The organism is Ralstonia nicotianae, from assembly GCF_018243235.1.
Classification (GTDB): domain Bacteria; phylum Pseudomonadota; class Gammaproteobacteria; order Burkholderiales; family Burkholderiaceae; genus Ralstonia; species Ralstonia nicotianae.
This window is the reverse complement of sequence record NZ_CP046674.1, coordinates 1458890-1480148: the sequence shown is the minus strand read 5'-3', so window position 1 is coordinate 1480148 and position 21259 is coordinate 1458890. Positions and strand designations below refer to the sequence as shown.

At 68.8% G+C, this 21259-nt stretch carries 21 protein-coding genes; 15 read left to right on the top strand and 6 right to left on the bottom strand.

Annotated features, from left to right (window positions below; all coding sequences use genetic code 11):
- The first annotated feature begins 47 nt into the window (after window positions 1-47).
- The 5 genes from acnA to GO999_RS06830 all read left to right on the top strand — a co-directional run bounded on the left by acnA (window position 48) and on the right by GO999_RS06830 (window position 7085).
- Complete coding sequence (gene acnA, locus GO999_RS06850) at window positions 48-2753, top strand: aconitate hydratase AcnA (RefSeq protein ID WP_011001938.1); 2706 nt, start codon at window positions 48-50, stop codon at window positions 2751-2753.
- A gap of 186 nt (window positions 2754-2939) precedes the next feature.
- Window positions 2940-3161 (top strand): hypothetical protein, encoded by a 222-nt coding sequence (locus GO999_RS06845; protein ID WP_011001939.1) that lies wholly within the window; start codon window positions 2940-2942, stop codon window positions 3159-3161.
- Between the two features lie 76 nt (window positions 3162-3237).
- Window positions 3238-4449 (top strand): DUF2863 family protein, encoded by a 1212-nt coding sequence (locus GO999_RS06840; protein ID WP_011001940.1) that lies wholly within the window; start codon window positions 3238-3240, stop codon window positions 4447-4449.
- Between the two features lie 164 nt (window positions 4450-4613).
- Window positions 4614-6200 (top strand): ABC transporter substrate-binding protein, encoded by a 1587-nt coding sequence (locus GO999_RS06835; RefSeq protein WP_071011026.1) that lies wholly within the window; start codon window positions 4614-4616, stop codon window positions 6198-6200.
- 129 nt (window positions 6201-6329) lie between these two features.
- Window positions 6330-7085, top strand: a complete 756-nt coding sequence (locus GO999_RS06830; protein ID WP_011001942.1) for a BspC domain-containing protein — start codon at window positions 6330-6332, stop codon at window positions 7083-7085.
- Between the two features lie 66 nt (window positions 7086-7151).
- Here GO999_RS06830 and GO999_RS06825 read toward each other — a convergent pair whose 3' ends face one another.
- Both GO999_RS06825 and yaaA read right to left on the bottom strand, forming a co-directional pair.
- Window positions 7152-8297: a M14 family metallopeptidase gene (locus tag GO999_RS06825; protein WP_011001943.1), complete on the bottom strand. Its 1146-nt coding sequence runs from the start codon at window positions 8295-8297 to the stop codon at window positions 7152-7154.
- 32 nt (window positions 8298-8329) lie between these two features.
- Window positions 8330-9103: a peroxide stress protein YaaA gene (gene yaaA / locus GO999_RS06820; protein ID WP_211906691.1), complete on the bottom strand. Its 774-nt coding sequence runs from the start codon at window positions 9101-9103 to the stop codon at window positions 8330-8332.
- Between the two features lie 37 nt (window positions 9104-9140).
- On the opposite strand from yaaA, the gene GO999_RS06815 reads away from it, so the two are divergent.
- Window positions 9141-9626 carry a putative toxin-antitoxin system toxin component, PIN family gene (locus GO999_RS06815; protein WP_211906690.1) on the top strand — a complete coding sequence of 162 codons (486 nt, stop codon included), beginning with the start codon at window positions 9141-9143 and terminating at the stop codon, window positions 9624-9626.
- A 35-nt stretch (window positions 9627-9661) separates the two neighbouring features.
- Window positions 9662-10861 carry a pyridoxal phosphate-dependent aminotransferase gene (locus GO999_RS06810; protein WP_165591289.1) on the top strand — a complete coding sequence of 400 codons (1200 nt, stop codon included), beginning with the start codon at window positions 9662-9664 and terminating at the stop codon, window positions 10859-10861.
- Between the two features lie 12 nt (window positions 10862-10873).
- Here GO999_RS06810 and GO999_RS06805 read toward each other — a convergent pair whose 3' ends face one another.
- Window positions 10874-11530 (bottom strand): glutathione S-transferase, encoded by a 657-nt coding sequence (locus GO999_RS06805; RefSeq protein ID WP_011001947.1) that lies wholly within the window; start codon window positions 11528-11530, stop codon window positions 10874-10876.
- A gap of 101 nt (window positions 11531-11631) precedes the next feature.
- Here GO999_RS06805 and GO999_RS06800 point away from each other — a divergent pair, with 101 nt between their 5' ends.
- From GO999_RS06800 to GO999_RS06785, 4 genes are read left to right on the top strand one after another with little or no spacing between them, the layout of a single operon-like run.
- Entirely contained in the window at window positions 11632-13140 is a 1509-nt protein-coding gene (locus GO999_RS06800; RefSeq protein WP_211906689.1) for a 3-hydroxyacyl-CoA dehydrogenase, read from the top strand.
- A gap of 35 nt (window positions 13141-13175) precedes the next feature.
- Window positions 13176-13955 carry an oxepin-CoA hydrolase, alternative type gene (locus GO999_RS06795; protein WP_011001949.1) on the top strand — a complete coding sequence of 260 codons (780 nt, stop codon included), beginning with the start codon at window positions 13176-13178 and terminating at the stop codon, window positions 13953-13955.
- Window positions 13956-13966: 11 nt separating this feature from the next.
- Window positions 13967-14701, top strand: a complete 735-nt coding sequence (locus GO999_RS06790; RefSeq protein WP_028860726.1) for a histidine phosphatase family protein — start codon at window positions 13967-13969, stop codon at window positions 14699-14701.
- Between the two features lie 36 nt (window positions 14702-14737).
- Window positions 14738-15814 (top strand): phosphotransferase, encoded by a 1077-nt coding sequence (locus GO999_RS06785; protein WP_011001951.1) that lies wholly within the window; start codon window positions 14738-14740, stop codon window positions 15812-15814.
- Window positions 15815-15831: 17 nt separating this feature from the next.
- Here the strand turns inward: GO999_RS06785 and GO999_RS06780 are convergent, their stop codons facing one another.
- A complete protein-coding gene (locus tag GO999_RS06780) occupies window positions 15832-16236 on the bottom strand; it encodes a VOC family protein (protein WP_011001952.1) in 405 nt (134 codons plus the stop codon).
- 245 nt (window positions 16237-16481) lie between these two features.
- Window positions 16482-17447, bottom strand: a complete 966-nt coding sequence (locus GO999_RS06775; protein ID WP_211906688.1) for a LysR family transcriptional regulator — start codon at window positions 17445-17447, stop codon at window positions 16482-16484.
- Window positions 17448-17485: 38 nt separating this feature from the next.
- Between GO999_RS06775 and GO999_RS06770 the strand changes: the two genes are divergently transcribed.
- The 4 genes from GO999_RS06770 to GO999_RS06755 all read left to right on the top strand — a co-directional run bounded on the left by GO999_RS06770 (window position 17486) and on the right by GO999_RS06755 (window position 20914).
- Window positions 17486-17986, top strand: a complete 501-nt coding sequence (locus GO999_RS06770) for a PaaI family thioesterase (RefSeq protein WP_019718593.1) — start codon at window positions 17486-17488, stop codon at window positions 17984-17986.
- 27 nt (window positions 17987-18013) lie between these two features.
- The gene (locus GO999_RS06765; RefSeq protein WP_011001955.1) at window positions 18014-19276 is read left to right on the top strand and encodes an acyl-CoA dehydrogenase family protein; all 1263 of its coding nucleotides are present in this window, start codon (window positions 18014-18016) and stop codon (window positions 19274-19276) included.
- A gap of 148 nt (window positions 19277-19424) precedes the next feature.
- Window positions 19425-20117, top strand: a complete 693-nt coding sequence (locus GO999_RS06760; protein ID WP_011001956.1) for a glutathione S-transferase N-terminal domain-containing protein — start codon at window positions 19425-19427, stop codon at window positions 20115-20117.
- Between the two features lie 137 nt (window positions 20118-20254).
- A complete protein-coding gene (locus tag GO999_RS06755) occupies window positions 20255-20914 on the top strand; it encodes a methyltransferase family protein (protein WP_011001957.1) in 660 nt (219 codons plus the stop codon).
- A gap of 31 nt (window positions 20915-20945) precedes the next feature.
- Here GO999_RS06755 and GO999_RS06750 read toward each other — a convergent pair whose 3' ends face one another.
- Window positions 20946-21254: a hypothetical protein gene (locus tag GO999_RS06750; RefSeq protein WP_028860728.1), complete on the bottom strand. Its 309-nt coding sequence runs from the start codon at window positions 21252-21254 to the stop codon at window positions 20946-20948.
- Window positions 21255-21259 lie beyond the last annotated feature (5 nt).

Here is a 21259-nt window from a genome sequence, read left to right as displayed (position 1 = left end):
GGGGTGCTCCTGGTGCTCCGCGCATCCTTGAGCCTTGGAGTCATGCCATGCCCCACAACCTGAAAAAGACACTCAAAACATTCAAGATCAACGGCGGCCAGACCGGCAAGTTCCATTCCCTGCCGCAACTGGGCAAGGAACTGGGCGTGGCGATCGAGCGCCTGCCGGTTTCGATCCGTATCGTGCTGGAATCCGTGCTGCGCAACTGCGACGGCAAGAAGGTGACCGAAGAGCACGTCGCGCAGTTGGCCAACTGGAAGCCGAACGCTGACCGCGTGGACGAAATCCCGTTCGTGGTCGCCCGCGTGGTGCTGCAGGACTTCACCGGCGTGCCGCTGCTGGCCGACCTGGCCGCCATGCGCAACGTGGCCGAGCGCATGGGCAAGAACCCCAAGAAGATCGAGCCGCTGGTGCCGGTCGACCTGGTGGTGGACCACTCGGTGCAGGTCGATCACTTCCGCGAGAAGAAGGCGCTGGACCTGAACATGCAGCTGGAATTCTCGCGCAACAACGAGCGCTACCAGTTCATGAAGTGGGGCATGCAGGCGTTCGACACGTTCGGCGTGGTGCAGCCGGGCTTCGGCATCGTCCACCAGGTCAACCTGGAATACCTGGCACGCGGTGTCCATAAGAAGGACGGCGTGTTCTACCCGGATACGCTGGTCGGCACCGACAGCCACACCACCATGATCAACGGCATCGGCGTGGTGGGCTGGGGCGTGGGCGGCATCGAGGCGGAAGCCGGCATGCTGGGCCAGCCGGTGTACTTCCTGACGCCGGACGTGGTGGGCGTGGAACTGAAGGGCCGCCTGCGCGAAGGCTGCACGGCCACCGACCTGGTGCTCACCATCACCGAACTGCTGCGCCGCGAAAAGGTGGTCGGCAAGTTCGTCGAGTTCTTCGGCGAAGGCACCGCCAGCCTGTCGCTGCCGGACCGCGCCACCATCGGCAACATGGCCCCGGAATACGGCGCGACCATGGGCTTCTTCCCGGTTGACGACAAGACCATCGACTACTTCAAGGGCACGGGCCGCACGAAGGAAGAAATCGCTGCGTTCGAAGGCTACTTCCGCGCGCAGAAGCTGTTCGGCGTGCCCAAGGCCGGCGAGATCGACTACACCAAGACGCTGACGCTCGACCTGAGCACGGTTGCACCGTCGCTGGCCGGCCCGAAGCGCCCGCAAGACCGCATCGAGATCGGCAACGTGAAGTCGACGTTCTCGTCGCTGTTCGCCAAGCCGGTGGCCGAGAACGGCTTCAACAAGAAGTCGGAAGACCTCGACAAGACCTTCACGACCACCAACGGCGTGGACGTGAAGAGCGGCGACGTGCTGATCGCCGCCATCACCTCGTGCACGAACACGTCCAACCCGAGCGTGCTGCTGGCTGCCGGCCTGCTGGCCAAGAAGGCCGTGGAAGCCGGCCTGACGGTCGCTCCGCACATCAAGACCTCGCTCGCCCCGGGAAGCCGCGTGGTGACGAAGTACCTGGAAGCCGCCGGCCTGCTGCCGTACCTGGAAAAGCTGGGCTTCGGCGTGACGGCCTACGGCTGCACGACCTGCATCGGCAACGCCGGCGACCTGACGCCGGAACTGAACGAGGCCATCGTGAAGAACGACATCGTGGCCGCCGCCGTGCTGTCGGGCAACCGCAACTTTGAAGCGCGCATCCACCCGAACATCCGCGCCAACTTCCTGGCCTCGCCGCCGCTGGTCGTCGCCTACGCGATCGCCGGCAACGTGACGCGCGACCTGATGACCGAGCCGGTCGGCAAGGGCAAGAAGGGCCGCGACATTTACCTGGGCGACATCTGGCCGACCTCGGACGAGATCGCCAAGCTGATGAAGTTCGCGATGAACGCCGACACGTTCCGCACGAACTACGAGCAGGTCAAGAAGCCGTCCAAGCTGTGGGCCAACGTCAAGGGCACGAAGGGCCAGGTCTACGACTGGCCGAAGTCGACCTACATCGCCGAGCCGCCGTTCTTCGAAGGCTTCGGCATGACGCCGGCCGCTGCCTCGGCATCGGTCAAGGGCGCCCGCGCGCTGGGCGTGTTCGGCGATTCCGTGACGACCGACCACATCTCGCCGGCCGGCTCGATCAAGGAAACCTCGCCCGCCGGCAAGTACCTGCTGGCCAACGGCGTGCTCAAGGCCGACTTCAACAGCTACGGCTCGCGCCGCGGCAATCATGAGGTGATGATGCGCGGCACGTTCGCCAACGTGCGCATCAAGAACCTGATGATCCCGGCCAAGGCTGACGGCTCCCGCGTGGAAGGCGGCGAGACGCTGTTCCAGCCGAGCGGCGAACAGATGTCGATCTACGACGCCGCCATGAAGTACATCGCCGCAGACACGCCGACGGTGGTGTTCGGTGGCGAAGAGTACGGCACGGGCAGCTCGCGCGACTGGGCCGCCAAGGGCACGCAGCTGCTGGGCGTGAAGGCCGTGATCGCGCGCAGCTTCGAGCGCATCCACCGCTCAAACCTGGTCGGCATGGGCGTGCTGCCGCTGCAGTTCAAGGGCAATGACTCGGCGCAATCGCTGGGCATCACGGGCGACGAAACCTTCGACATCGAAGGCCTGGAAGGCGAAATCAAGCCGCAACAGGACGTCACCCTGGTGATCAAGCGTGCCAACGGCGAAACCAAGCGCGCGAAGGTGCTGCTGCGCATCGACACGCCGATCGAAGTCGACTACTACAAGCACGGCGGCATCCTGCCGTTCGTGCTGCGTCAGCTGCTGGCCGCGTAAGCCGCCAACCGCTGTTGCAGATCGGCAAGGCCGGCTCTTCGGAGCCGGCTTTTTTGTTGCTGCCATGCCAATCGGCATGACGAAGGCGCGCGCGCTTTTGGTACAGTGTGGCGGATAGACCGCGTGACGCCGGCCCGGCAGGCGCGCCAGCGGTCCGACCGCCGCGTTTTGCAGGAGCCCGCGTTCATGGCCAAAGTGGTACTCGCCCTACTCGTCGTCGCTGCCGCCGTCTTCTACATCCTGTTCAAGGCCCCGCAGGGCAGTACGGTGAGCGCATCGACGCCGGCCCCGGCTCCCGCGTCACAGCCGACGGCATCGGCCGAGCCCGCCTCCGGCCCGGCCGCATCGGCGCCGGCGGTGGCCGGCGCGGCGGCTGCCGAGGCACCCGCTTCGGCCGCTAAGCCTTGAAACGCGGCACTACGCGATATCCGAAGGTAAAATAACCGCCCTCTTCCCAATCTCCAATCGACCGGTACGGCACAGCATGGCAGGTTTTCGCTCCAAGGCCCCCCAACGTCTTTCTCCCGATGCCGAACGGCTCGTCGCCGACGCGCTGGCGCTCGATGCGTCCGGCAGCCGCATCGAAGACGTCTACTGGGAACAACGGCTGTCCGAACGCCTCTCCCGGCTGCTGAAAAACGGCAGCCAGTCCGCGCTCGACGCCGCACTCGACCACCTCTTCAAGCACAACGAGGAAGCTTCCGACGTGCTGGCCGAACAGGCCGAGACGCTGGCTGAATCGGCAGTGCTCAGCTCGGGTGGCGTGGAATACGATGCGCTGCTGATCGCGGCGCCCATCCTCGCGCACACGCGCTATGTGATCCCGTCGGGCGCGGTCAAGCCCGAGCTGGCGCAGACGCTGCAGGTGCATCTGCAGGCACATGTGCTGGCGTCCACCGCCCGCGTGGCGCTGGCGCCGTACCTGTACAGCATCGACCAGCTGCCGCGCACGCACTCCGACACGTTCGCCCTGACGCACAAGCTGGCCGCGTACGCGCTGTCCGGCCAGCCGCCCAAGGTAGACCTGCGCGAGATGCCCGAGACCGCGCCGATCCTGGCCGATCCGCGCTACCTGCTGGCCATCGTGGTCGCCCAGCACGGCCAGCCGCTGTTCCGCTGGCAGGAAGATGCGAAAGAGCATCATGCCGAGCGCACCACCTGCCTGGAGCAATGGCGCGAGCAGGTCACGCCGACCATCTCCACGCTGATGCCGGGCTGCGAATTCGAACTGCTGCTGCCCGACGCCTTCTTCCTGTCGTGCCGCGAATCCGACAAGCGCATCCGGCCGCTGACGGTGCGCGCGGCCGTCAACTACCTGCAGGGCGCGCTGGAGCTGCCCGCCGACCGCTTCTCGGCCATCATCGGCGCCTTCGGTGAGGAATCGATCGAGGAATACCGCGTGGCCTTCACCGTGCGCGGCGAGAAGGACCTGATCTACGGCATCGTCTGGCCGGTCTACGGCCGCGACGGCGGCGCCACCGAGGTCAGCACCGAGGGCGAGCCGGGCAGCCCGCTCGAGCAGATCTGCGAAGAGCTGCGCGCCTGCGGCATCGAAGACATCTTCCGCCACGGCCAGCTGTTCGAGCCCGAGTACTGCGAAGACTGCGGCGCCCCGCTCTACGCCGACCGCACGGCGGAGATCGTCCACGCCGAAATGCCCGAAGACGCGCCGACGCAGCAGCCGCTGTTCCACTGACGCGCCGCAAGCCAGCCACCTCCGGGTGGCTTTCTTATTGCTTGCCTATCAGCCCGTCGGCCATCCCGATGGCCGGGATGCGCCGCGCGCGCCGGACCGGGCTGCGGCACAATGACGGTCCTTCGCCACCTGGCATCACCGCCCGAACCCGAGGAGCCCTGCCGATGAACCCACGCCCCCTGCTTCGCGCCCTGATCCGCACCGTCGCCGCCTGCGTGCTGGCGGGCGCCGCCGCCACGCCGCTGGCCGCGCGCGCCGACGACCTGCGCATCGGCCTGGCCGCCGATGTGACCTCGATGGACCCGCACTGGAACAACGCCGGGCCCAACAACGCGATGGCGCTGCACATCTTCGAATCGCTGGTGTTCCTCGACAAGAACGGCCGCTACGCGCCGGGCCTGGCCACCGCATGGAAGGCCGTCGACGCCAATACGTGGGAGATCAAGCTGCGCCCGGGCGTCAAATGGAGCGACGGCACGCCCTTCACGGGCGAAGACGTGAAGGCATCGATCGAGCGCCCGGCGCGGCTGACCAACAGCCCGGGGCCGTTCACCAGCTACACCAAGTCGATCACCGGCGTGCAGATCGTCGATCCGCTGACGGTGCGGCTGAAGCTGTCGATCCCGAACTACGCCAGCATCCCGAACGACCTGAACAGCCTGCCGATCATCCCGAAGAAGGTGGCCAATGCCACACAGGCCGACTTCGACGCCGGCCGCGCCATGATCGGCACCGGCCCGTTCCTGTTCGACCACTTCACGCGCGGGCAGGAGATCGTGCTGAAGAAGAACCCGAGCTACTGGGGCCACGCGCCGCAGTGGGACAAGGTGACCTTCAAGATCATCACCGACAACGCCGCGCGCACGGCCGCGCTGCTGGCGGGCGACGTGGACGTGGTGGAAGCCGTGCCCGCCGCCGATGTGCCGCGCATCCGGCAGAACAAGGCCTTCCACCTGGAGCAGCAGGTGTCGTGGCGCACCCTCTTCTGGCAGATGGACCAGAGCCGCGACGCCTCGCCGTTCATCACCGACCGCGCCGGCAAGCCGCTCGCGAAGAACCCGTTCAAGGACCGCCGCGTGCGCGAGGCGGTGGCGCTGGCCATCAACCGCGATGCCATCGTCACGCGCGTGCTCGAAGGCCAGGGCGTGGTCGCATCCAGCATCGTGTCGCCGCAGATCTTCGGACACCCGGGCGGCAAGCCCATCCCGTACGACCCCGAAGGCGCGAAGAAGCTGCTGGCGCAGGCCGGCTACCCCGACGGCTTCGGGCTCACGCTGCATGCCACCAACAACCGCTACCTGAACGACGCACAGGTCGCCCAGACCACGGCGCAGTTGCTCACGCGCGTCGGCATCCAGACCAAGGTGGAGACGCTGCCGGTGGCGGCCTACTTCTCCAGGGCGCGCCAGGGCGAGTTCTCGTTCATGATGCTGGGCTGGGGCTCGGTGGCGGCGGACGTGGCGCTGCGCAGCATCCTCGGCACGCCCAACCCGCAGACCGGCTATGGCACCTGGAACTGGGGCCGCTACAGCAATCCGGAGCTCGACAAGCTGGTGCAAGCTTCGCTGTCCACTGTCTCGGGCGACCAGGCCCACGAGCAGGCCGCCAAGGCCGCGGCGCGCTTCGCGCAGAACGACTACGCCATCATTGCGTCGCATCACCAGCTCGCCACCTGGGCGATGCGCAAGGGCATCCGCTATGAAGCGCGGACCGACGAATGGTCGCTCGCGCATCTGTTCACCCGGCAATGACGGCGACGCCGTTACGTACGGTTACAGTAAAACGGCCGCGCACGCTGCATTGGGGAAAGCCGTAGGACCTTTCGGCCCCGGCTTTCCTCTATCATGGCGTTTTTCCACGCCGACACCTGAACGCTCGTGATGTTGCGTCCTTCCCTACTCTGTCTCGGCATCGTCGCGCTGCTGGCCGCCTGCTCCAATCTGCAGAACCCTGCGCCGGAAGACACCGCCCCGGCCAACGCCAGTACCGCCAGCCCGACGTCAAACCCCACGCCGGCCCAGCCGACCGGCACCGCGCCGGCCCTTGCCCTCGGCACGCCTGACGGCAACGGCAACACGACCATCAACCTGCCGCCCAAGGACAAGATGAGCCTGTCCGAGTACCGCGCGCAGACCCGCGACCGGCTGATCCAGAGCGAACATGCCCGTCCCGACGTGGCCGACTGCGCCGCGCATGCCAGCTGGATCGTGCCGCGCTCGACCAACTTCGACCAGTTCCGCCTGCCCACGGGGGCCCTGTCCGAAGGACAGGCCAAGGTGGAGCCATGGGACTCGCGCTTCTCGCAAAGCAAGCAGGGCGCGATCAAGGTATCGAGCGTGGTCAGCTTCAACGCGGCCGTGCACAAGCGCGGCACGCCCGGCGACCAGTGGGAGCCGGTGCACGTGCGCTGCGGCTACGACGAAGGGATGATGCTGGCGTACGAGCTGCTCGACGCCAACGGCCAGCCGTTCGCCAGCCCGGCAGCGGCATCGTCGTCGTCCGCGCGCGTGCATTGCAAGCGCGGCCGCCATTGCTCGGCCGGCACGCACGGCAAGGCCGCCAAGGGCAAGGCGTCCGCCAAATCGGCCAAGGGCGCCGCCAAGGCCAAGAAGACCAAGAAGTCGAACGCCGGCTGACAGCTCAGGCCGATGCCGCCGGAACCGCGGCGGCATCGGCTCCGCATCGGCCCCAGGCCGCGCCGTTCAGCCCAGATATTCGAGAATCGCCTGCAGCATGGCCGCGCCCAGCGCGGCGCTGCGGGCGCCATCCCAGCCGACCCGGGCATCGGGCAGGTTGGCGTTGTCCTTGAACGGCATTTCCAGCGTCAGCGACAGGCAGCCGAAGGTGTGGCCGATGTACTTGGAGGCCAGCTTGAGCGCGTCCTGGTCGTACTTGCTGGCCTCGTAGCCGAACCGTGTCTGGAAATCGGGCGAGGCGCGCAGGAACGCCGCGGCGAAGCGCGCCTGATCGGCGCGCTGGGCGTCGGTGAAGCCCGGCAGCATCTCGCTGCCCGCGATGAACACGTAGGGCAGCGCCTCATCGCCGTGGATGTCGAAGAACAGGTCGACGCCGGTGGCTTCGATGGCCTGGCGCACGCACAGGACTTCGGGGCTGGTCTCGGCGTTCGGCTCCATCCACTCGCGGTTCAGGTTGGCGCCGGCGGCGTTGGTGCGCAGGTTGCCGAGCGACGAACCATCAGGGTTCATGTTCGGCACGATGTGGAAAACGGTGCGCTCGGCCAGCACGCGGCCCAGCGGGTCACCGCGCCATGCGCCCTGGCGCGTCAGGCGGGCGAGCAGCCCTTCGACGAACCACTCGGCCATCGTTTCACCCGGATGCTGGCGCGCGATGAGCCACACCGTCTTCTTGCCCGGACCGGGCTCGCCCACGGTGATGCAGGTCATGTCGCGGCCCTGCACCGTCTGCCCCAGGCGCCGCGTGCGCACACCCGGCGCGGCTTGCGCCGCTGCCACCAGCGACAGGTGGCGCTCATCGGGATACGGCTCGAAATAGGCGAACCAGAGGCTGTCGTGCTCGGGCGTGAGCTCGATGGTGAGCGCCCGGCCGTCGTAGCGCGTCGGCACGCGGAACCAGTGCTGCCGGTCGTAGGACGCGACGGCCTGGTAGTCCTTCCAGCCGGCCGGGTACGTGCACTCGCCGGCGTTCTCCAGCACCAGCCGGCACGCCTGCCCCTGCACGCCCTGCAGGCGGAAGTGGAACCACTGCGTGAAGTCCGCGTGCGAATCGCGGCGGATGCGCAGCCGGATGGCGTCGGCGCGCGCGGCATCGACGATCTCGATGGCGCCGCTGTCGAACGTGCTGGAGAGATACGGCTGGGTGGCGGTCATGGGCAATCCTGTGGTGCGCGATGCGGGAGAAATCAGGCGGCCTTGCGGCGGAAGACCCAGCGCTCATCGTCGGAGGCTTCGGCGGCAAACGCGTAGCCTTCCGCGTCGAAGTGCTTGAGCTTGCGCGGATCGGCGATGCGGTGCTCGATCGCATAGCGCGCCATCAGCCCGCGCGCCCGCTTGGCATAGAACGAGATGATCTTGTACCGGCCGCCCTTCCAGTCTTCGAAGACGGGCGTGACGATGCGCGCCTTCAGCACCTTGGGCCGCACCACCTTGAAGTACTCCTCGGAGGCCAGGTTGACCAGGACCGGGGCGTCGTCCGCCTGGAGCAGCGCGTTGAGCGCGAGCGTGACGTCGTCGCCCCAGAACGCGTAGAGATCCTTGCCGCCCGGATTGGCCAGGCGCGTGCCCATCTCGAGTCGATATGGCTGCATCCGGTCGAGCGGGCGCAGCACGCCGTACAGGCCCGACAGGATCCGCAGATGCTGCTGCGCGAACTGCAGATCGTCGGCCGACAGCGTGTTGGCATCGAGCCCGCCGTAGACATCGCCGTCGAAGGCGAGCACGGCCTGCTTGCTGTTGTCGGTGGTGAACTCGGTGGACCAGTCGCCGTAGCGGTTGGCGTTGAGCACCGCCAGCGGGTCGGAGATGTGCATCAGCGTGCCGATCTGGGCCGGGGAAAGCTTGCACAGCGTTTCGATCAGGACAGCGGAGCGCTCGATGAAATCGGGCAGCGTGTGGGTCTTGATGCGCGGCGGTGTATCGTAGTCCAGCGACTTGGCCGGCGAGAGGACGATGATCATGTCAGAATCGCGGTTCACAAGTCTTGGATTGTATCGAATGGCCGACACCGCCGCCCCCGTCCCGCGGGTGGTCCTCGACTCGAATATCTGGGTCGACCTGCTGATCTTCGACAACGCCGCGGCCCGCCCCATCCGCGCCGCGCTGGAGGCCGGACGGCTGGCCGCCATCATCAGCCCGGCCTGCCGCGAGGAGCTGCGCCGCGTGCTCGGCTACCCGCAGTTCGCGCGCTATGCGATCGACGCGCAGGCGGCGCTGGCGTGGGTCGACCGCGTCACGCAGCCGGTGGCCGATCCGGAAGAGGCGCCGCGCCTGGAGGGCGCCGCGTTCGTGCCGCGCTGCAAGGACCGCGACGATCAGAAATTCCTCGCGCTGGCCCATGCCGCCGGCGCCGCCTACCTGGTCTCCAAGGACAAGGCCGTGCTCAAGCTCAGGCGCCGCATGGCCAAATACTGCGACGTGGCGGTGGTGCCGCCCGGACAGTTCATCACCGAGATCCGGCTGGACGCCGCGCCCCTCGCTTAGACCGTCTTCGCTTGCGCTCCCCTATCGCCCTCGCCATGACCACTGCTTCCGCTACCCGGCCCGCCCCGTCCGCTGACACGCTCGCGCCCATCGCCCCGCCACCGTCGCGGCTGCCGAAGGTCGGGACCACCATCTTCACCGTGATGTCGGCGCTGGCCGCGGAGAAGCAGGCCGTCAACCTGGGCCAGGGCTTTCCGGATTTCGATTGCGACCCGCGCATCGTCGACGCCGTGTCGGATGCCATGCGCGCCGGCTTCAACCAGTACCCGCCGATGACCGGCGTGCCGGCGCTGCGCCAGGCGATCGCCGCCAAGATCGCCACGCTGTACGGCCACGCCTACGACGCCGAGCGCGAGATCACCGTCACCGCGGGCGCCACGCAGGCGCTGCTGACGGCGGTGCTGTGCTGCGTGCATCCGGGCGACGAGGTGATCGTCTTCGAGCCGACCTACGACAGCTACCTGCCGTCGATCGAGCTGGCCGGCGGCAAGGCGGTGCCGATCACGCTGGAGGCGCCCGACTACCGCATTCCGTTCGACAAGCTGGCCGCCGCCATCACGCCGCGCACGCGCCTGATCATGCTCAACACGCCGCACAACCCGACCGGCACGGTCTGGCACGCGGACGACATGCGCAGGCTGGCCGAGATCGTCGCGCCGACCGATGTGCTGCTGCTCTCCGACGAGGTCTACGAGCACATGGTCTACGACGGCGTGCCGCATGCGTCGGTGTCGCGCATCCCGGAGCTGGCGCGGCGCGCCTTCGTGGTGTCGAGCTTCGGCAAGACGTATCACGTGACGGGCTGGAAGGTCGGCTACGTGGCCGCGCCCGCGGCGCTGTCGGCGGAATTCCGCAAGGTGCACCAGTTCAACGTGTTCACCGTCAACACGCCGGTGCAGCACGGGCTGGCCGCCTACATGGCCGACCCGCGCCCATACCTGGAGCTGCCCGCGTTCTACCAGCACAAGCGCGACCTGTTCCGCGCGGGGCTGGAGCGCACCCGCTTCAAGCTGCTGCCGTGCCAGGGCACCTACTTCCAGTGCGTGGACTACAGCGCCCTCTCCGACCTGCCCGAGGCCGCGTTCGCCAAATGGCTCACCAGCGAGATCGGCGTGGCGGCGATCCCGGTGTCGGCGTTCTATTCGCAGCCGCACGAATCGGGCGTGGTGCGGTTCTGCTTCGCCAAGAAGGACGAGACGCTCCGGCTCGCGCTGGAGCGCCTGTCCAGGCTGTAAGCCCGCCGGGCGTTACTGGCGCTTGCCGGCGTAGTACGCGAGCATCTGCTCGGTGTTCACCTTGCGCTCGGCGTTCACGCGCTGCACGTTGGGCATCTCGCCCATCCTGGCAAGGTACGGCTTGAGGCCCTCGATGGGCGCGAGCAGGTCTTCGCCGTAGATGATCTTGGTGGCCGAGCTGATCAGCGGGAAGTGCACGATGGCCGCGCAATCCGCGATCGTGAAGGTGTCGCCCGCCACATAGGGTGCGAACTTCAGCAGCCGGGCCGTCGCGGGGATGTTCTTCTGCAGTTGCTCGCGCACCCGGGCCTTGAAGTTGTCGCTGATCTTGCCGCCGAAGAACGCCTCCGGATACAGCTGGCGCGCCACCAGCTCCAGGTGCAGCTCCAGGAAGGTGATGATCTCGCGCACCTTGGCCGCCTGGAACGGGTCGGCCGGCATCAGCGGAGGCTGCGGATAGCGCGCCTCGAGGTAATCGACGATGACCTGCGATTCGCACATCCCCCCGTCTTCGCCCACCATGTAAGGCACCTTGTGCAGCGGCGAGAGGTCGCCGTCGGTCTGGTCGGGCCAGCGCAGCGCTTCCTCGAAGGGAATGCCCTTCTCCATCAGCGCGAGCTTGACCTTGTTGTAGTAGTTGCTCGCGGCAAAGCCGTACAGCTTCAGCATGGGCCATCTCCTGGTGGTATGACTGCGGTTCGGGTCTGTGCGGATGAAAAAATCGCACGCTCGTGCTATTTTAACCGGACTTCCTTCACGGCGGATTTTGCATGAATGCGATCGGGATCGTGGGTACCGGCGCCATGGGGCGCGGCATTGCGCAGATCGCGGCCCAGGCCGGCCTGCGCGTCAGGCTGTTCGACGCCAGCCCACAGGCCGTGGAGGCAGCCCGCGCCGCGCTGGCCGATACGCTCGCCAGGCTGGCGGCCAAGGGCCGGCTCACCGCCGACCAGGCCGACGCCGCCCTCGCGCGCCTGATGCCGGCCGCCGCCCTCGCCGACCTGGCCGACTGCGACCTCGTGGTCGAGGCCATCGTCGAGGACCTGGAGGTCAAGCGCGATCTGTTCCGCCAGCTCGAGGCCATCGTAAGGCCGGAAACAATCCTCGCCTCCAACACCTCGTCGCTGTCGATCACGGCGATTGCCGCCGCGTGCCGGCGGCCCGAGCGCGTGGCCGGCTTCCATTTCTTCAACCCGGTGCCGCTGATGAAGGTGGTCGAGGTGATCGCGGGCCTGCGCAGCGCCCCCGCCGCCTGCGATGCCCTGGCCGCCCTGGCCGGGCGCATGGGCCACGCCGCCGTGCGCTGCATCGACATGCCGGGCTTCATCGTCAACCACGCGGGGCGCGGCATGAACACCGAGGGCCTGCGCGTGGTGCAGGAAGGCGTGGCCGCCTTTGCCGACGTGGATGCGGTGATGCGCGAGCAGGCCGGCTTCCGCATGGGCCCGTTCGAGCTGATGGACCTGACCGGGCTGGATGTGTCGCATCCGGTGATGGAGTCGATCTACCGGCAGTTCTATGACGAGCCGCGCTACCGGCCGTCGCGGATCACCGCCGTGCGGCTGGCCGGCGGCCTGCTCGGCCGCAAGACCGGCGAAGGCTTCTACCGCTACGCCGACGGCCAGAAGCCGGTGCCGCCGGAAGCGGCCGCGCCCGCCGCGCGGCCGAAGTCGGTGTGGGTCAGCCGCGCGCACGCGGCCGGCCACACCGCCGCGCAGCGCCTGCTGCTGGACCTGGGCGTCACACCCGAGGACGGCGCCTGGCCCTCGGCCGAAGCGCTCATCGTGGTGACGCCGCGCGGGCTCGACGCCACGGCCGCCGCGGTGGCCGAAGGCCTGGACGGCCGCCGCACCGTCGCGCTCGATACGCTCTATCCGTTCGCCGCCACCCGGCGCCGCACGCTGATGACCACGCCCGCCACCGACCCCGCCCACCGCGACGCCGCGCACGGCCTGTTCGCCGCCGACGGCGTGCCGGTGACGGTGATCCGCGACTCGGGCGGCTTCGTGGCGCAGCGCATCGTCGCGTGCATCGTCAACATCGCATGCGACATCGCGCAGCAGCGCATTGCCACGCCGGCCGACATCGACCTGGCCGTCACGCTGGGCCTGGGCTACCCGCAGGGGCCGCTGGCGTTGGGCGACACGCTCGGCGCGGGCGCGGTGCTCGAAGTGCTGCAGAATCTCACCACGCTGTACGGCGACCCGCGCTATCGCCCGAGCCCATGGCTGCTGCGCCGCGCGCGCCTGGGCCTGTCGCTGCTGACGCCGGACGCCTGATCCGCCCCCCCCCCCCTTCCTCCGAGGCCATCGCCATGACCGCGCAACTGCTCTCCCGACGCACCGGCTCCACGCTGGTGCTGACGCTCTCCAACCCCGACGCGCGCAACGCGCTGGACCCTGTGATGTACACCGCGTCGATGGAGGCCCTCAACCTCGCCGCCAAGGACAAGGAGATCCGCAGCGTGATCTTCACCGGCGCGGACGGCGCCTTCTGCGCCGGCGGCAACCTCAACCGCCTGCTGGAGAACCGCAGCAAGCCCAAGCACGTGCAGGAAGAAGGCATCGATGCGCTCAACCACTGGATCGAGACCATCCGCACCTTCCCCAAGCCGGTGATCGCGGCGGTGGAGGGCCCGGCGGCGGGCGCGGGCTTCTCGCTGGTGCTGGCGTGCGATTTCGTGGTGGCCGCCGCGGATGCCAAGTTCGTGATGGCCTACGTGAACGTGGCGCTGACGCCGGACGGCGGCGGCTCGTGGCACATCGCCCGCTTCCTGCCGCGCCCGCTGGCCAGCGAGATCATCATGCTGGGCAAGCCTGTCAGCGCGGAGCGGCTCGCGCATTTCGGGCTGGTCAACGAGGTGGTCCGGCCCGGCGCAGCCCTGGACCGCGCGCTGCTGCTGGCCGAGCAATTGGCCGCGCAGTCGCCGCACGCGGTCGGTCGCATCAAGGGGCTGATCGCGCATGCGGAGGAGGCCTCGCTGCACGCGCACCTGCAGGCCGAGCAGCACAGCTTCGTCGAAGCGCTGCACCACGCCGACGGCAACGAAGGCATTTCGGCCTTCCTGCACAAGCGCCAACCCCAGTACCGCTGAGGCGCCGCGCGATGGTCCCGTTTCCCGCCCCCAAGCGCCGCCGCATCTACCTGATGCGCCACGGCGCGGTCACGTACTTCGACGCAACCGGCCGCCCCATCCTGCCCGAGACCGTGCCGCTCAACGAAGACGGCCGCAGGCAGGCCGCCGCGGCCGGGCAGACCTTCGCGGCCGAGCGCATCGTCTTCGACCGCGTGATCGTCAGCGGCCTGCCGCGCACGGTGGAGACCGCGCAGCGCGTGCTGGCCGAGATGCCGGCCATGCAGACGCGGGACCTGGCACTGGAGCCCTGGCCCGAACTGCAGGAAATCCGCGGCGGCAAGCTGGCCGAGATTCCCGAGCACGACGTCGCCCAGGCCTTCATCGGCGCATTCGAGGGCAGGGTGCCGGAGGACCGGCGCTTCCTGAACGGCGAGCGCATCGGCGACTTCCTCGACCGCGTGGTCCCGGCCATCGCCCGGCTGCGCGCCCTGCCCGACTGGGACACCGTGCTGATGGTGCTGCACGGCGGCACCAACCGCGCGATCCTGTCGCATGCCATCACCGGCGGCGAGCGGGTGTTCTTCGGCAACCTCGCGCAGACCGCCGGCTGCATCAACGTGCTCGATGTGGGCGAGGCGCCGGGCGACTGGGTGCTGCGCATGGCCAACTTCTCGCCGCCCTCGCCGGCCCATCTCGGCTCGCGCCTGACGACGATGGAAGTGCTGCTGCAGCAGTACCTGCGCTACCGCCAGCCATCGGCCTGAGCGCATCCACCACGGAACACGATTCGGAGACACACCATGACGCAGCAGGATTTCTCGGCCTTCGAGGGCACCCGCCCGGTGGCGGAACAGCAGCGGTTCGACATCGGCGCGCTGGAGGCCTGGATGCGCGGCCACGTGGAGGGCTTCGCCGGGCCGCTGTCGGTCGAGCAGTTCAAGGGCGGCCAGTCCAACCCCACCTTCAAGCTCATCACGCCGTCGCGCACCTACGTGATGCGCGCCAAGCCGGGGCCCAAGGCCAAGCTGCTGCCATCGGCGCACGCCATCGAGCGCGAATACCGCGTGATGGACGCCCTGGCCCGAACCGATGTGCCGGTCGCGAAGATGTTCGCGCTGTGCGAGGACGAGTCCGTCATCGGCCGCGCCTTCTACATCATGGAATTCGTGCAGGGCCGCGTGCTGTGGGACCAGGCCCTGCCCGGCATGACGCGCGACGAGCGCGGCGCCATCTACGACGAGATGAACCGCGTGATCGCCGCGCTGCACAGCGTGGACCACGCCGCCATCGGCCTGGCCGATTTCGGCAAGCCGGGCAACTACTTCGCGCGCCAGATCGAGCGCTGGAGCCGGCAGTACAAGCTGTCGGAGACCGAGTCGATCCCGGCCATGGACAGCCTGATCGACTGGCTGCCCGAGCACGTGCCGCACGAGGCCGACGAAGTGACCCGCATCGTGCACGGCGACTACCGGCTCGACAACCTGATCTTCCACCCGAGCGAGCCGCGCGTGCTGGCCATCCTCGACTGGGAGCTGTCGACGCTGGGCCATCCGCTGGCCGACTTCAGCTACCACTGCATGAGCTGGCACATCGCGCCGGGGCAGTTCCGCGGCATCGCGGGGCTGGACCATGCGGCGCTGGGCATTCCCACCGAGGCCGAGTACATTCGCCGCTACGAAGCGCGCACCGGCCGCCGCATCACCGGCGACTGGAACTTCTACCTCGCCTACAACATGTTCCGCATCGCCGGCATCCTGCAGGGGATCATGAAGCGCGTGGTGGACGGCACCGCGTCGTCCGCGCAGGCGCTGGAGGCCGGCAAGCGCGCCCGTCCGATGGCCGAGCTGGGCTGGCAGTACGCCCGGCAGGCCGGCTGAGGCTGGACGCGCGCGGCTCAGCCGGCGTCGCGCGCGCCGTCCAGCGGACCGGACAGGCGCGCCTCCAGCTCCAGCACCACCGCGCCCGGCAGTTGCACGAAGATCTGCGCGGCCGCGCGCTCCGGATGCGACTGCACGCGATGCGGCATGCCGCTCGCGCGCACCCTGGCCAGCACATCGGCCGCATCCTGCGTGGTCCGGAAGGCGATGTGCGAAAACACCAGCCCGGGCGCATCCCCTTCGGTCGCCACCAGGTGGACCAGCGCATCCTGGCCCTGGTACAGCCAGGCGCCGGGCACCGGAAACGGCGGCCGGTGACCGGGCTGCCAGCCGAGCACATCGGCGAAGAACTTGAGGATGGCCGGTTCGCCCGCCACGCTGAAGTTCACGTGGTCGAAGGTCCATGCGCCGTCGGATGTCATCGCTGCCTGCCTCCCTGGAGGTTGATGATGGCGCCGGCCATGCCGGCAGGGGGTCCCGGGCGGGAGCGCCGGCATGCCGAGACCGCCGGCCGGCACGCGCCGATGCGCGCCATCATGGCACGGCACCGGTCCGGACGTCGGCATCGGCCGCACCGGCTGCCGCGATGCACCGGACACCATGACGCCGCCCCCGGGGATGGAAAGACCGTAGGCCGATTGCGGCCGTTCGTCCAGCCGGCCGCCCGCTATGCGTTCCTGCCGGCGAGCGCCGCGGCAGCCTCGTCTTCGGCCACGCTGGCCATCGCGGCGAGTACGTGATCGCGCAGCCAGCGGCCGGCGGCATCCTGGTCACTGTTGGCGTGCCAGTACAGGTAGAGCTCCAGCGGCGGCACCTTGAACGGCAGCGGCAGCATCACGTTGCCGTACGGCGCGTTGGCGATGCGCGCATAGCGCACCGGCAGCGTCACCAGCAGGTCGGTGCAGCTGACCACGCGACACGCCGCCGGGTAATGCTGGCAGCGCAGCCGCACGCGCCGCTCGCGCCCGAGCCGGCGCAGCTCCACGTCCTCCAGCCCCGCGCCGCGCCGGCGCGATGACACGTGCACGTGCTCGTAGGCCAGGTAGCGCTCCAGTGTCAGCGGCCCCTGCGTGACCGGATGGCCAGGCCGCGCCAGCACCACCATCGGGTCCGACAGCAGGGGCGCATGGCGGATGGCCGGCGACACCGGCAGCAGGATGTCGACCGCCGCATCGATGGTGCCGGCGAGCAGTTCGGCTTCGAGCTGGCGGCGGTCGCCGCGCACGGTGGTCACATCGATGCGCGGCGCCTCGCGGGCGATGGCGGCCATCAGCGGCGGCAGCAGCGTCGCTTCCAGCGCATCGCGCATCGACAGCGTGAAGCGGCGCTCGCTGGCGGCCGGATCGAAGCGCGTGCCTTCGCGCAGCGTGCGCTCGAAGCCCTGCAACGCGGCGCGCACCTCGGCGACCAGCGTGCGGGCCAGCGGCGTCGGCACCATGCCCTGCCCGCGCCGCTCGAACAGCGGATCGTCGAACAGCTCGCGCAGCCGCCCCAGCGCGTGGCTGACGGCCGGCTGCGTCAGGTTGAGCGTGCGCGCGGCCGCGGTGATGCCGCCTTCGCTGTAGATGGCGTCAAAGACGACGAACAGGTTGAGATCGACCCGCGAAATATGCACGATGTTGATGGATGGCAATCCACGAAATTCATTTCTCTTATTTTAGGCGAGCGCTTATGCTGCGGGCATCCGTGTTTGCCGTCGTGCCCGCCATGACCTCCGCCGCCAACCTGACCGTGCCGACCGTGCCCGCCGGCTTCGAGACGCTGGTCAAGCCCAGCCCCTTCCTGACGCTGCTGGGGCCGGTGTACGCACGCGGCATCGGCCCGTCGAGGGTGATGGGTTTTCACGTGGGCCATCATCACCTGAACCGGCGCGGCATCCTGCACGGCGGCGTGGTCGCCTCGCTGGCCGATGCGGCGCTCGGCTACTGCCTGGCCGACCCCGCCAGCGGCGACGGCAGGGACGGCGTGCTCGCCATGTCGACGGCGAGCCTGACGGTCGACTTCATCGCCTCGGCGGGCGCGGGCGACTGGATCGAGATCACCCCGCAGGGCCTGCGCACCGGCAGCAAGCTGGCCTTCGCGCAGGCCCTGTTCCATCGCGGCGACCGGCTGGTCGCGCGCGCCAGCGCGGTGTTCGCCGTGCTCGGCACTCGCGTGGCCGGCCCGGTTTGAAGCGCATCGATTTTCGGAGGAGACACCATGCATTTCGACTACTCGCCCAAGGTCAAGGAGATGCAGGCCCGCCTGCTCGACTTCTTCGACCGGCACATCTATCCGAACGAGCACCGATTCCACGAAGAAGTCGAAGCCAACCGCCGCGCCGGCAACGCCTGGGTCCCGACCCGGGTGATCGAGGCGCTCAAGCCGCTGGCGCGCGAGGCCGGGCTGTGGAACCTGTTCCTGCCGCGCTCGCCGCGCGCGCCGGAAGGCCTGTCGAACCTCGAATACGCGCCGCTGTGCGAGATCATGGGCCGTGTGCCCTGGGCGCCCGAGGTGTTCAACTGTTCCGCGCCGGACACCGGCAACATGGAGACGCTGGAGCGCTACGCTTCCGAGGCGCTGAAAGACCGCTGGCTCGAGCCGCTGCTGCGCGGCGAGATCCGCTCGGCCTTCCTGATGACCGAGCCGGCCGTGGCCTCGTCGGATGCCACCAACATCGAGTGCCGCATCGAGCGCCAGGGCGACGACTACGTCATCAACGGACGCAAGTGGTGGTCCTCCGGCGCCGGCGATCCGCGCTGCGCGGTCTACATCGTGATGGGCAAGACCAACCCGGATGCGGGCCGCCACGAGCAGCAATCGATGATCGTGGTGCCGGCCGACGCGCCGGGCATCACCGTCCTGCGGCCGCTGTCGGTGTTCGGCTACGACGACGCGCCGCACGGCCACATGGAAGTCGATCTGAAGAACGTGCGCGTGCCGGCCACCAACATCCTGCTGGGCGAGGGACGCGGCTTCGAGATCGCGCAGGGCCGCCTGGGTCCGGGCCGCATCCACCACTGCATGCGCAGCATCGGCGTGGCCGAGCGCGCGCTGGAGCTGATGTGCAAGCGCCTGTCGAGCCGCATCGCCTTCGGCAAGCCGATCGCGCAGCACAGCGTCTGGCACGAGCGCATCGCCGAGGCGCGCTGCATGATCGAGCAGGCGCGCCTGCTCACGCTCAAGGCCGCGTACATGATGGACACCGTCGGCAACAAGGTCGCCCGCGCCGAGATCGCGATGATCAAGGTGGTGGCGCCCAACGTCGCCTGCCAGGTCATCGACTGGGCCATCCAGGCGCACGGCGGCGGCGGCGTGTCGGGCGACTTCCCGCTCGCCTCGGCCTATGCGCACCAGCGCACGCTGCGCCTGGCCGACGGCCCGGACGAGGTGCACCGCGCGGCCATCGCCAAACTGGAACTGGCCAAGCACCTGCATCGGCTGGCGGACGTGGTCGACATGCCGATCGCGCGCGGCGCCTGAGCGGACCGTACCGTTCACTCCTTGGTCCCCGCGTCATGCGGGGATTTTTTTTGCGCGCGCGGGCTGTCTGCGCGTTTTCGCGTTCTGTGCTTGAATGGGCGGCTTGCAACGTCTCCCATCTCTCTTTTCCGCTCAGGAGCACCAACTCATGATCGACGTCTACAGCTGGGCCACACCCAACGGGCACAAGGTTCACATCATGCTGGAGGAATGCGGACTGCCCTACCGCGTCCATGCCGTCAACATCGGCGCTGGCGACCAGTTCAAACCCGAGTTCCTGAAGATCAGCCCGAACAACAAGATTCCGGCCATCGTCGACCAGGACGGGCCGGACGGCCAGCCGATCTCGCTGTTCGAGTCGGGGGCCATCCTGCTGTACCTCGCCGGCAAAACCGGCAAGTTCCTGCCCGAGGACGTGCGCGGCAAGTACGAGGTGCTGCAATGGCTGATGTTCCAGATGGGCGGCGTCGGCCCGATGCTCGGCCAGACGCACCACTTCCGCATCTACGCGCCCGAGAAGATCGACTACGCGATCAACCGCTATACCAACGAGGCCAAGCGCCTGTATGGCGTGATCGACAAGCGCCTGTCGGAATCCAAGTACCTGGGCGGCCCGGACTACTCCATCGCCGACATCGCCACCTGGCCGTGGCTGCGCAGCTGGCAGAACCAGGGGATCGTGCTGTCGGACTACCCCAGGCTGCAGCGCTGGTTCGAGGCCATCGAGGCGCGCCCCGCCGTGCAGCGCGCGGTGAAGGTGCTGGCCAAGGAACGCTCGCCCCTGCAGGACGACAAGGAACGCGAGGTGCTGTTCGGCGCGACGCAATACGCGCGCCGCTAGGCAGCGCTGCTGCACAGGGAAAGGGGCCGCGTCGTGCGGCCCTTTTTGCTTGGGACGCCCCCCTGCGGAAACCGCCGGCCCCGCCCGCGCCGCCTACACTGGCATGAGACCCATCCCATTCCCGAGACGACGCGGCCATGGCACCCTCCCCCAAGCTCGCGGCCATTACGGTGGTCTCCGTGCTGGCGTTTCTCGGCCTGGCCGTGCTGGGCTGGGGCGGCCTGGCGGCCTTTCTCGCCCACCCGGCGCGCGTGGCGCTGGTGGCGGTCACCGCCGTGCTGACGGCGGCGGCGCTGTGCTCCGAAGGCAACCTCAGCGCCGGCGAGCGCGAAGACCGCGCCAACCGCTGGGTGCTGCCGGTCTTTGGCGTGATCGGCGTGCTCAGCGCCTGGCTGCCCGCCTACACCGACCGGCACGACCTCTGGAGCCTCGACGGCGACACAGCGCGCTGGCTGGGCATCGTGCTGTACGCGGCGGGCGGCGCGCTGCGGCTGTGGCCGGTGTTCGTGCTGGGCAAGCGGTTCAGCGGCCTGGTGGCGATCCAGCCGGGGCATCAGCTGGTGACCGACGGCGTGTACGGCGTGGTGCGCAACCCGAGCTACCTGGGCTTGCTGGCCAACACGCTCGGCTGGGTGCTGGCGTTCCGCTCGCTGGCGGGCGTGGTGCTCACGCTGCTGCTGATTCCGCCGCTGGTGGCCCGCATCCGCGCGGAGGAGGCGCTGCTGCGCACCCAGTTCGGCGAGGCCTACGACGCCTACTGCGCACGAACGTGGCGGCTGATCCCCGGTGTGTACTGAGCCGGGCGCGCGGTCATGCCCTCGCCCGCCGTCAGGCCGGCAGCGCGACGCATCGGATGTCCGGCGCCGTGTAGGGCGTCGGATACGGCGCGCGCGGCCCGACCTGCAACCGCAGCGGCTGCGTGGCCAGCACTTCGGCCTCGTTGCGCTCGCGCGTGGTCAGCGGCGCCGAGGTGCCCGGCGACATCACCGGCGCCATGGGCTGGTTAACCGCGCAGCGCACGGGCCTGCCGTCCGCCAGCCGCACCTCCATCGTGTACGACGGCCCGATGATGGCCGGTGTACACGCCACCGCACTCCATGCCGATATCGCCAGCACGCATCCGATCCGTCGGCCCATGGCAC

What these genes read in the sequence shown, in the direction of transcription:
- acnA (WP_011001938.1), top strand. Translation starts at nt 48, where the DNA reads ATGCCCCACAACCTGAAAAAGACACTCAAAACATTCAAGATCAACGGC.
- GO999_RS06845 (WP_011001939.1), top strand. Translation starts at nt 2,940, where the DNA reads ATGGCCAAAGTGGTACTCGCCCTACTCGTCGTCGCTGCCGCCGTCTTC.
- GO999_RS06840 (WP_011001940.1), top strand. Translation starts at nt 3,238, where the DNA reads ATGGCAGGTTTTCGCTCCAAGGCCCCCCAACGTCTTTCTCCCGATGCC.
- GO999_RS06835 (WP_071011026.1), top strand. Translation starts at nt 4,614, where the DNA reads ATGAACCCACGCCCCCTGCTTCGCGCCCTGATCCGCACCGTCGCCGCC.
- GO999_RS06830 (WP_011001942.1), top strand. Translation starts at nt 6,330, where the DNA reads ATGTTGCGTCCTTCCCTACTCTGTCTCGGCATCGTCGCGCTGCTGGCC.
- GO999_RS06825 (WP_011001943.1), bottom strand. Translation starts at nt 8,297, where the DNA reads ATGACCGCCACCCAGCCGTATCTCTCCAGCACGTTCGACAGCGGCGCC.
- yaaA (WP_211906691.1), bottom strand. Translation starts at nt 9,103, where the DNA reads ATGATCATCGTCCTCTCGCCGGCCAAGTCGCTGGACTACGATACACCG.
- GO999_RS06815 (WP_211906690.1), top strand. Translation starts at nt 9,141, where the DNA reads ATGGCCGACACCGCCGCCCCCGTCCCGCGGGTGGTCCTCGACTCGAAT.
- GO999_RS06810 (WP_165591289.1), top strand. Translation starts at nt 9,662, where the DNA reads ATGACCACTGCTTCCGCTACCCGGCCCGCCCCGTCCGCTGACACGCTC.
- GO999_RS06805 (WP_011001947.1), bottom strand. Translation starts at nt 11,530, where the DNA reads ATGCTGAAGCTGTACGGCTTTGCCGCGAGCAACTACTACAACAAGGTC.
- GO999_RS06800 (WP_211906689.1), top strand. Translation starts at nt 11,632, where the DNA reads ATGAATGCGATCGGGATCGTGGGTACCGGCGCCATGGGGCGCGGCATT.
- GO999_RS06795 (WP_011001949.1), top strand. Translation starts at nt 13,176, where the DNA reads ATGACCGCGCAACTGCTCTCCCGACGCACCGGCTCCACGCTGGTGCTG.
- GO999_RS06790 (WP_028860726.1), top strand. Translation starts at nt 13,967, where the DNA reads ATGGTCCCGTTTCCCGCCCCCAAGCGCCGCCGCATCTACCTGATGCGC.
- GO999_RS06785 (WP_011001951.1), top strand. Translation starts at nt 14,738, where the DNA reads ATGACGCAGCAGGATTTCTCGGCCTTCGAGGGCACCCGCCCGGTGGCG.
- GO999_RS06780 (WP_011001952.1), bottom strand. Translation starts at nt 16,236, where the DNA reads ATGACATCCGACGGCGCATGGACCTTCGACCACGTGAACTTCAGCGTG.
- GO999_RS06770 (WP_019718593.1), top strand. Translation starts at nt 17,486, where the DNA reads ATGCTGCGGGCATCCGTGTTTGCCGTCGTGCCCGCCATGACCTCCGCC.
- GO999_RS06765 (WP_011001955.1), top strand. Translation starts at nt 18,014, where the DNA reads ATGCATTTCGACTACTCGCCCAAGGTCAAGGAGATGCAGGCCCGCCTG.
- GO999_RS06760 (WP_011001956.1), top strand. Translation starts at nt 19,425, where the DNA reads ATGATCGACGTCTACAGCTGGGCCACACCCAACGGGCACAAGGTTCAC.
- GO999_RS06755 (WP_011001957.1), top strand. Translation starts at nt 20,255, where the DNA reads ATGGCACCCTCCCCCAAGCTCGCGGCCATTACGGTGGTCTCCGTGCTG.
- GO999_RS06750 (WP_028860728.1), bottom strand. Translation starts at nt 21,254, where the DNA reads ATGGGCCGACGGATCGGATGCGTGCTGGCGATATCGGCATGGAGTGCG.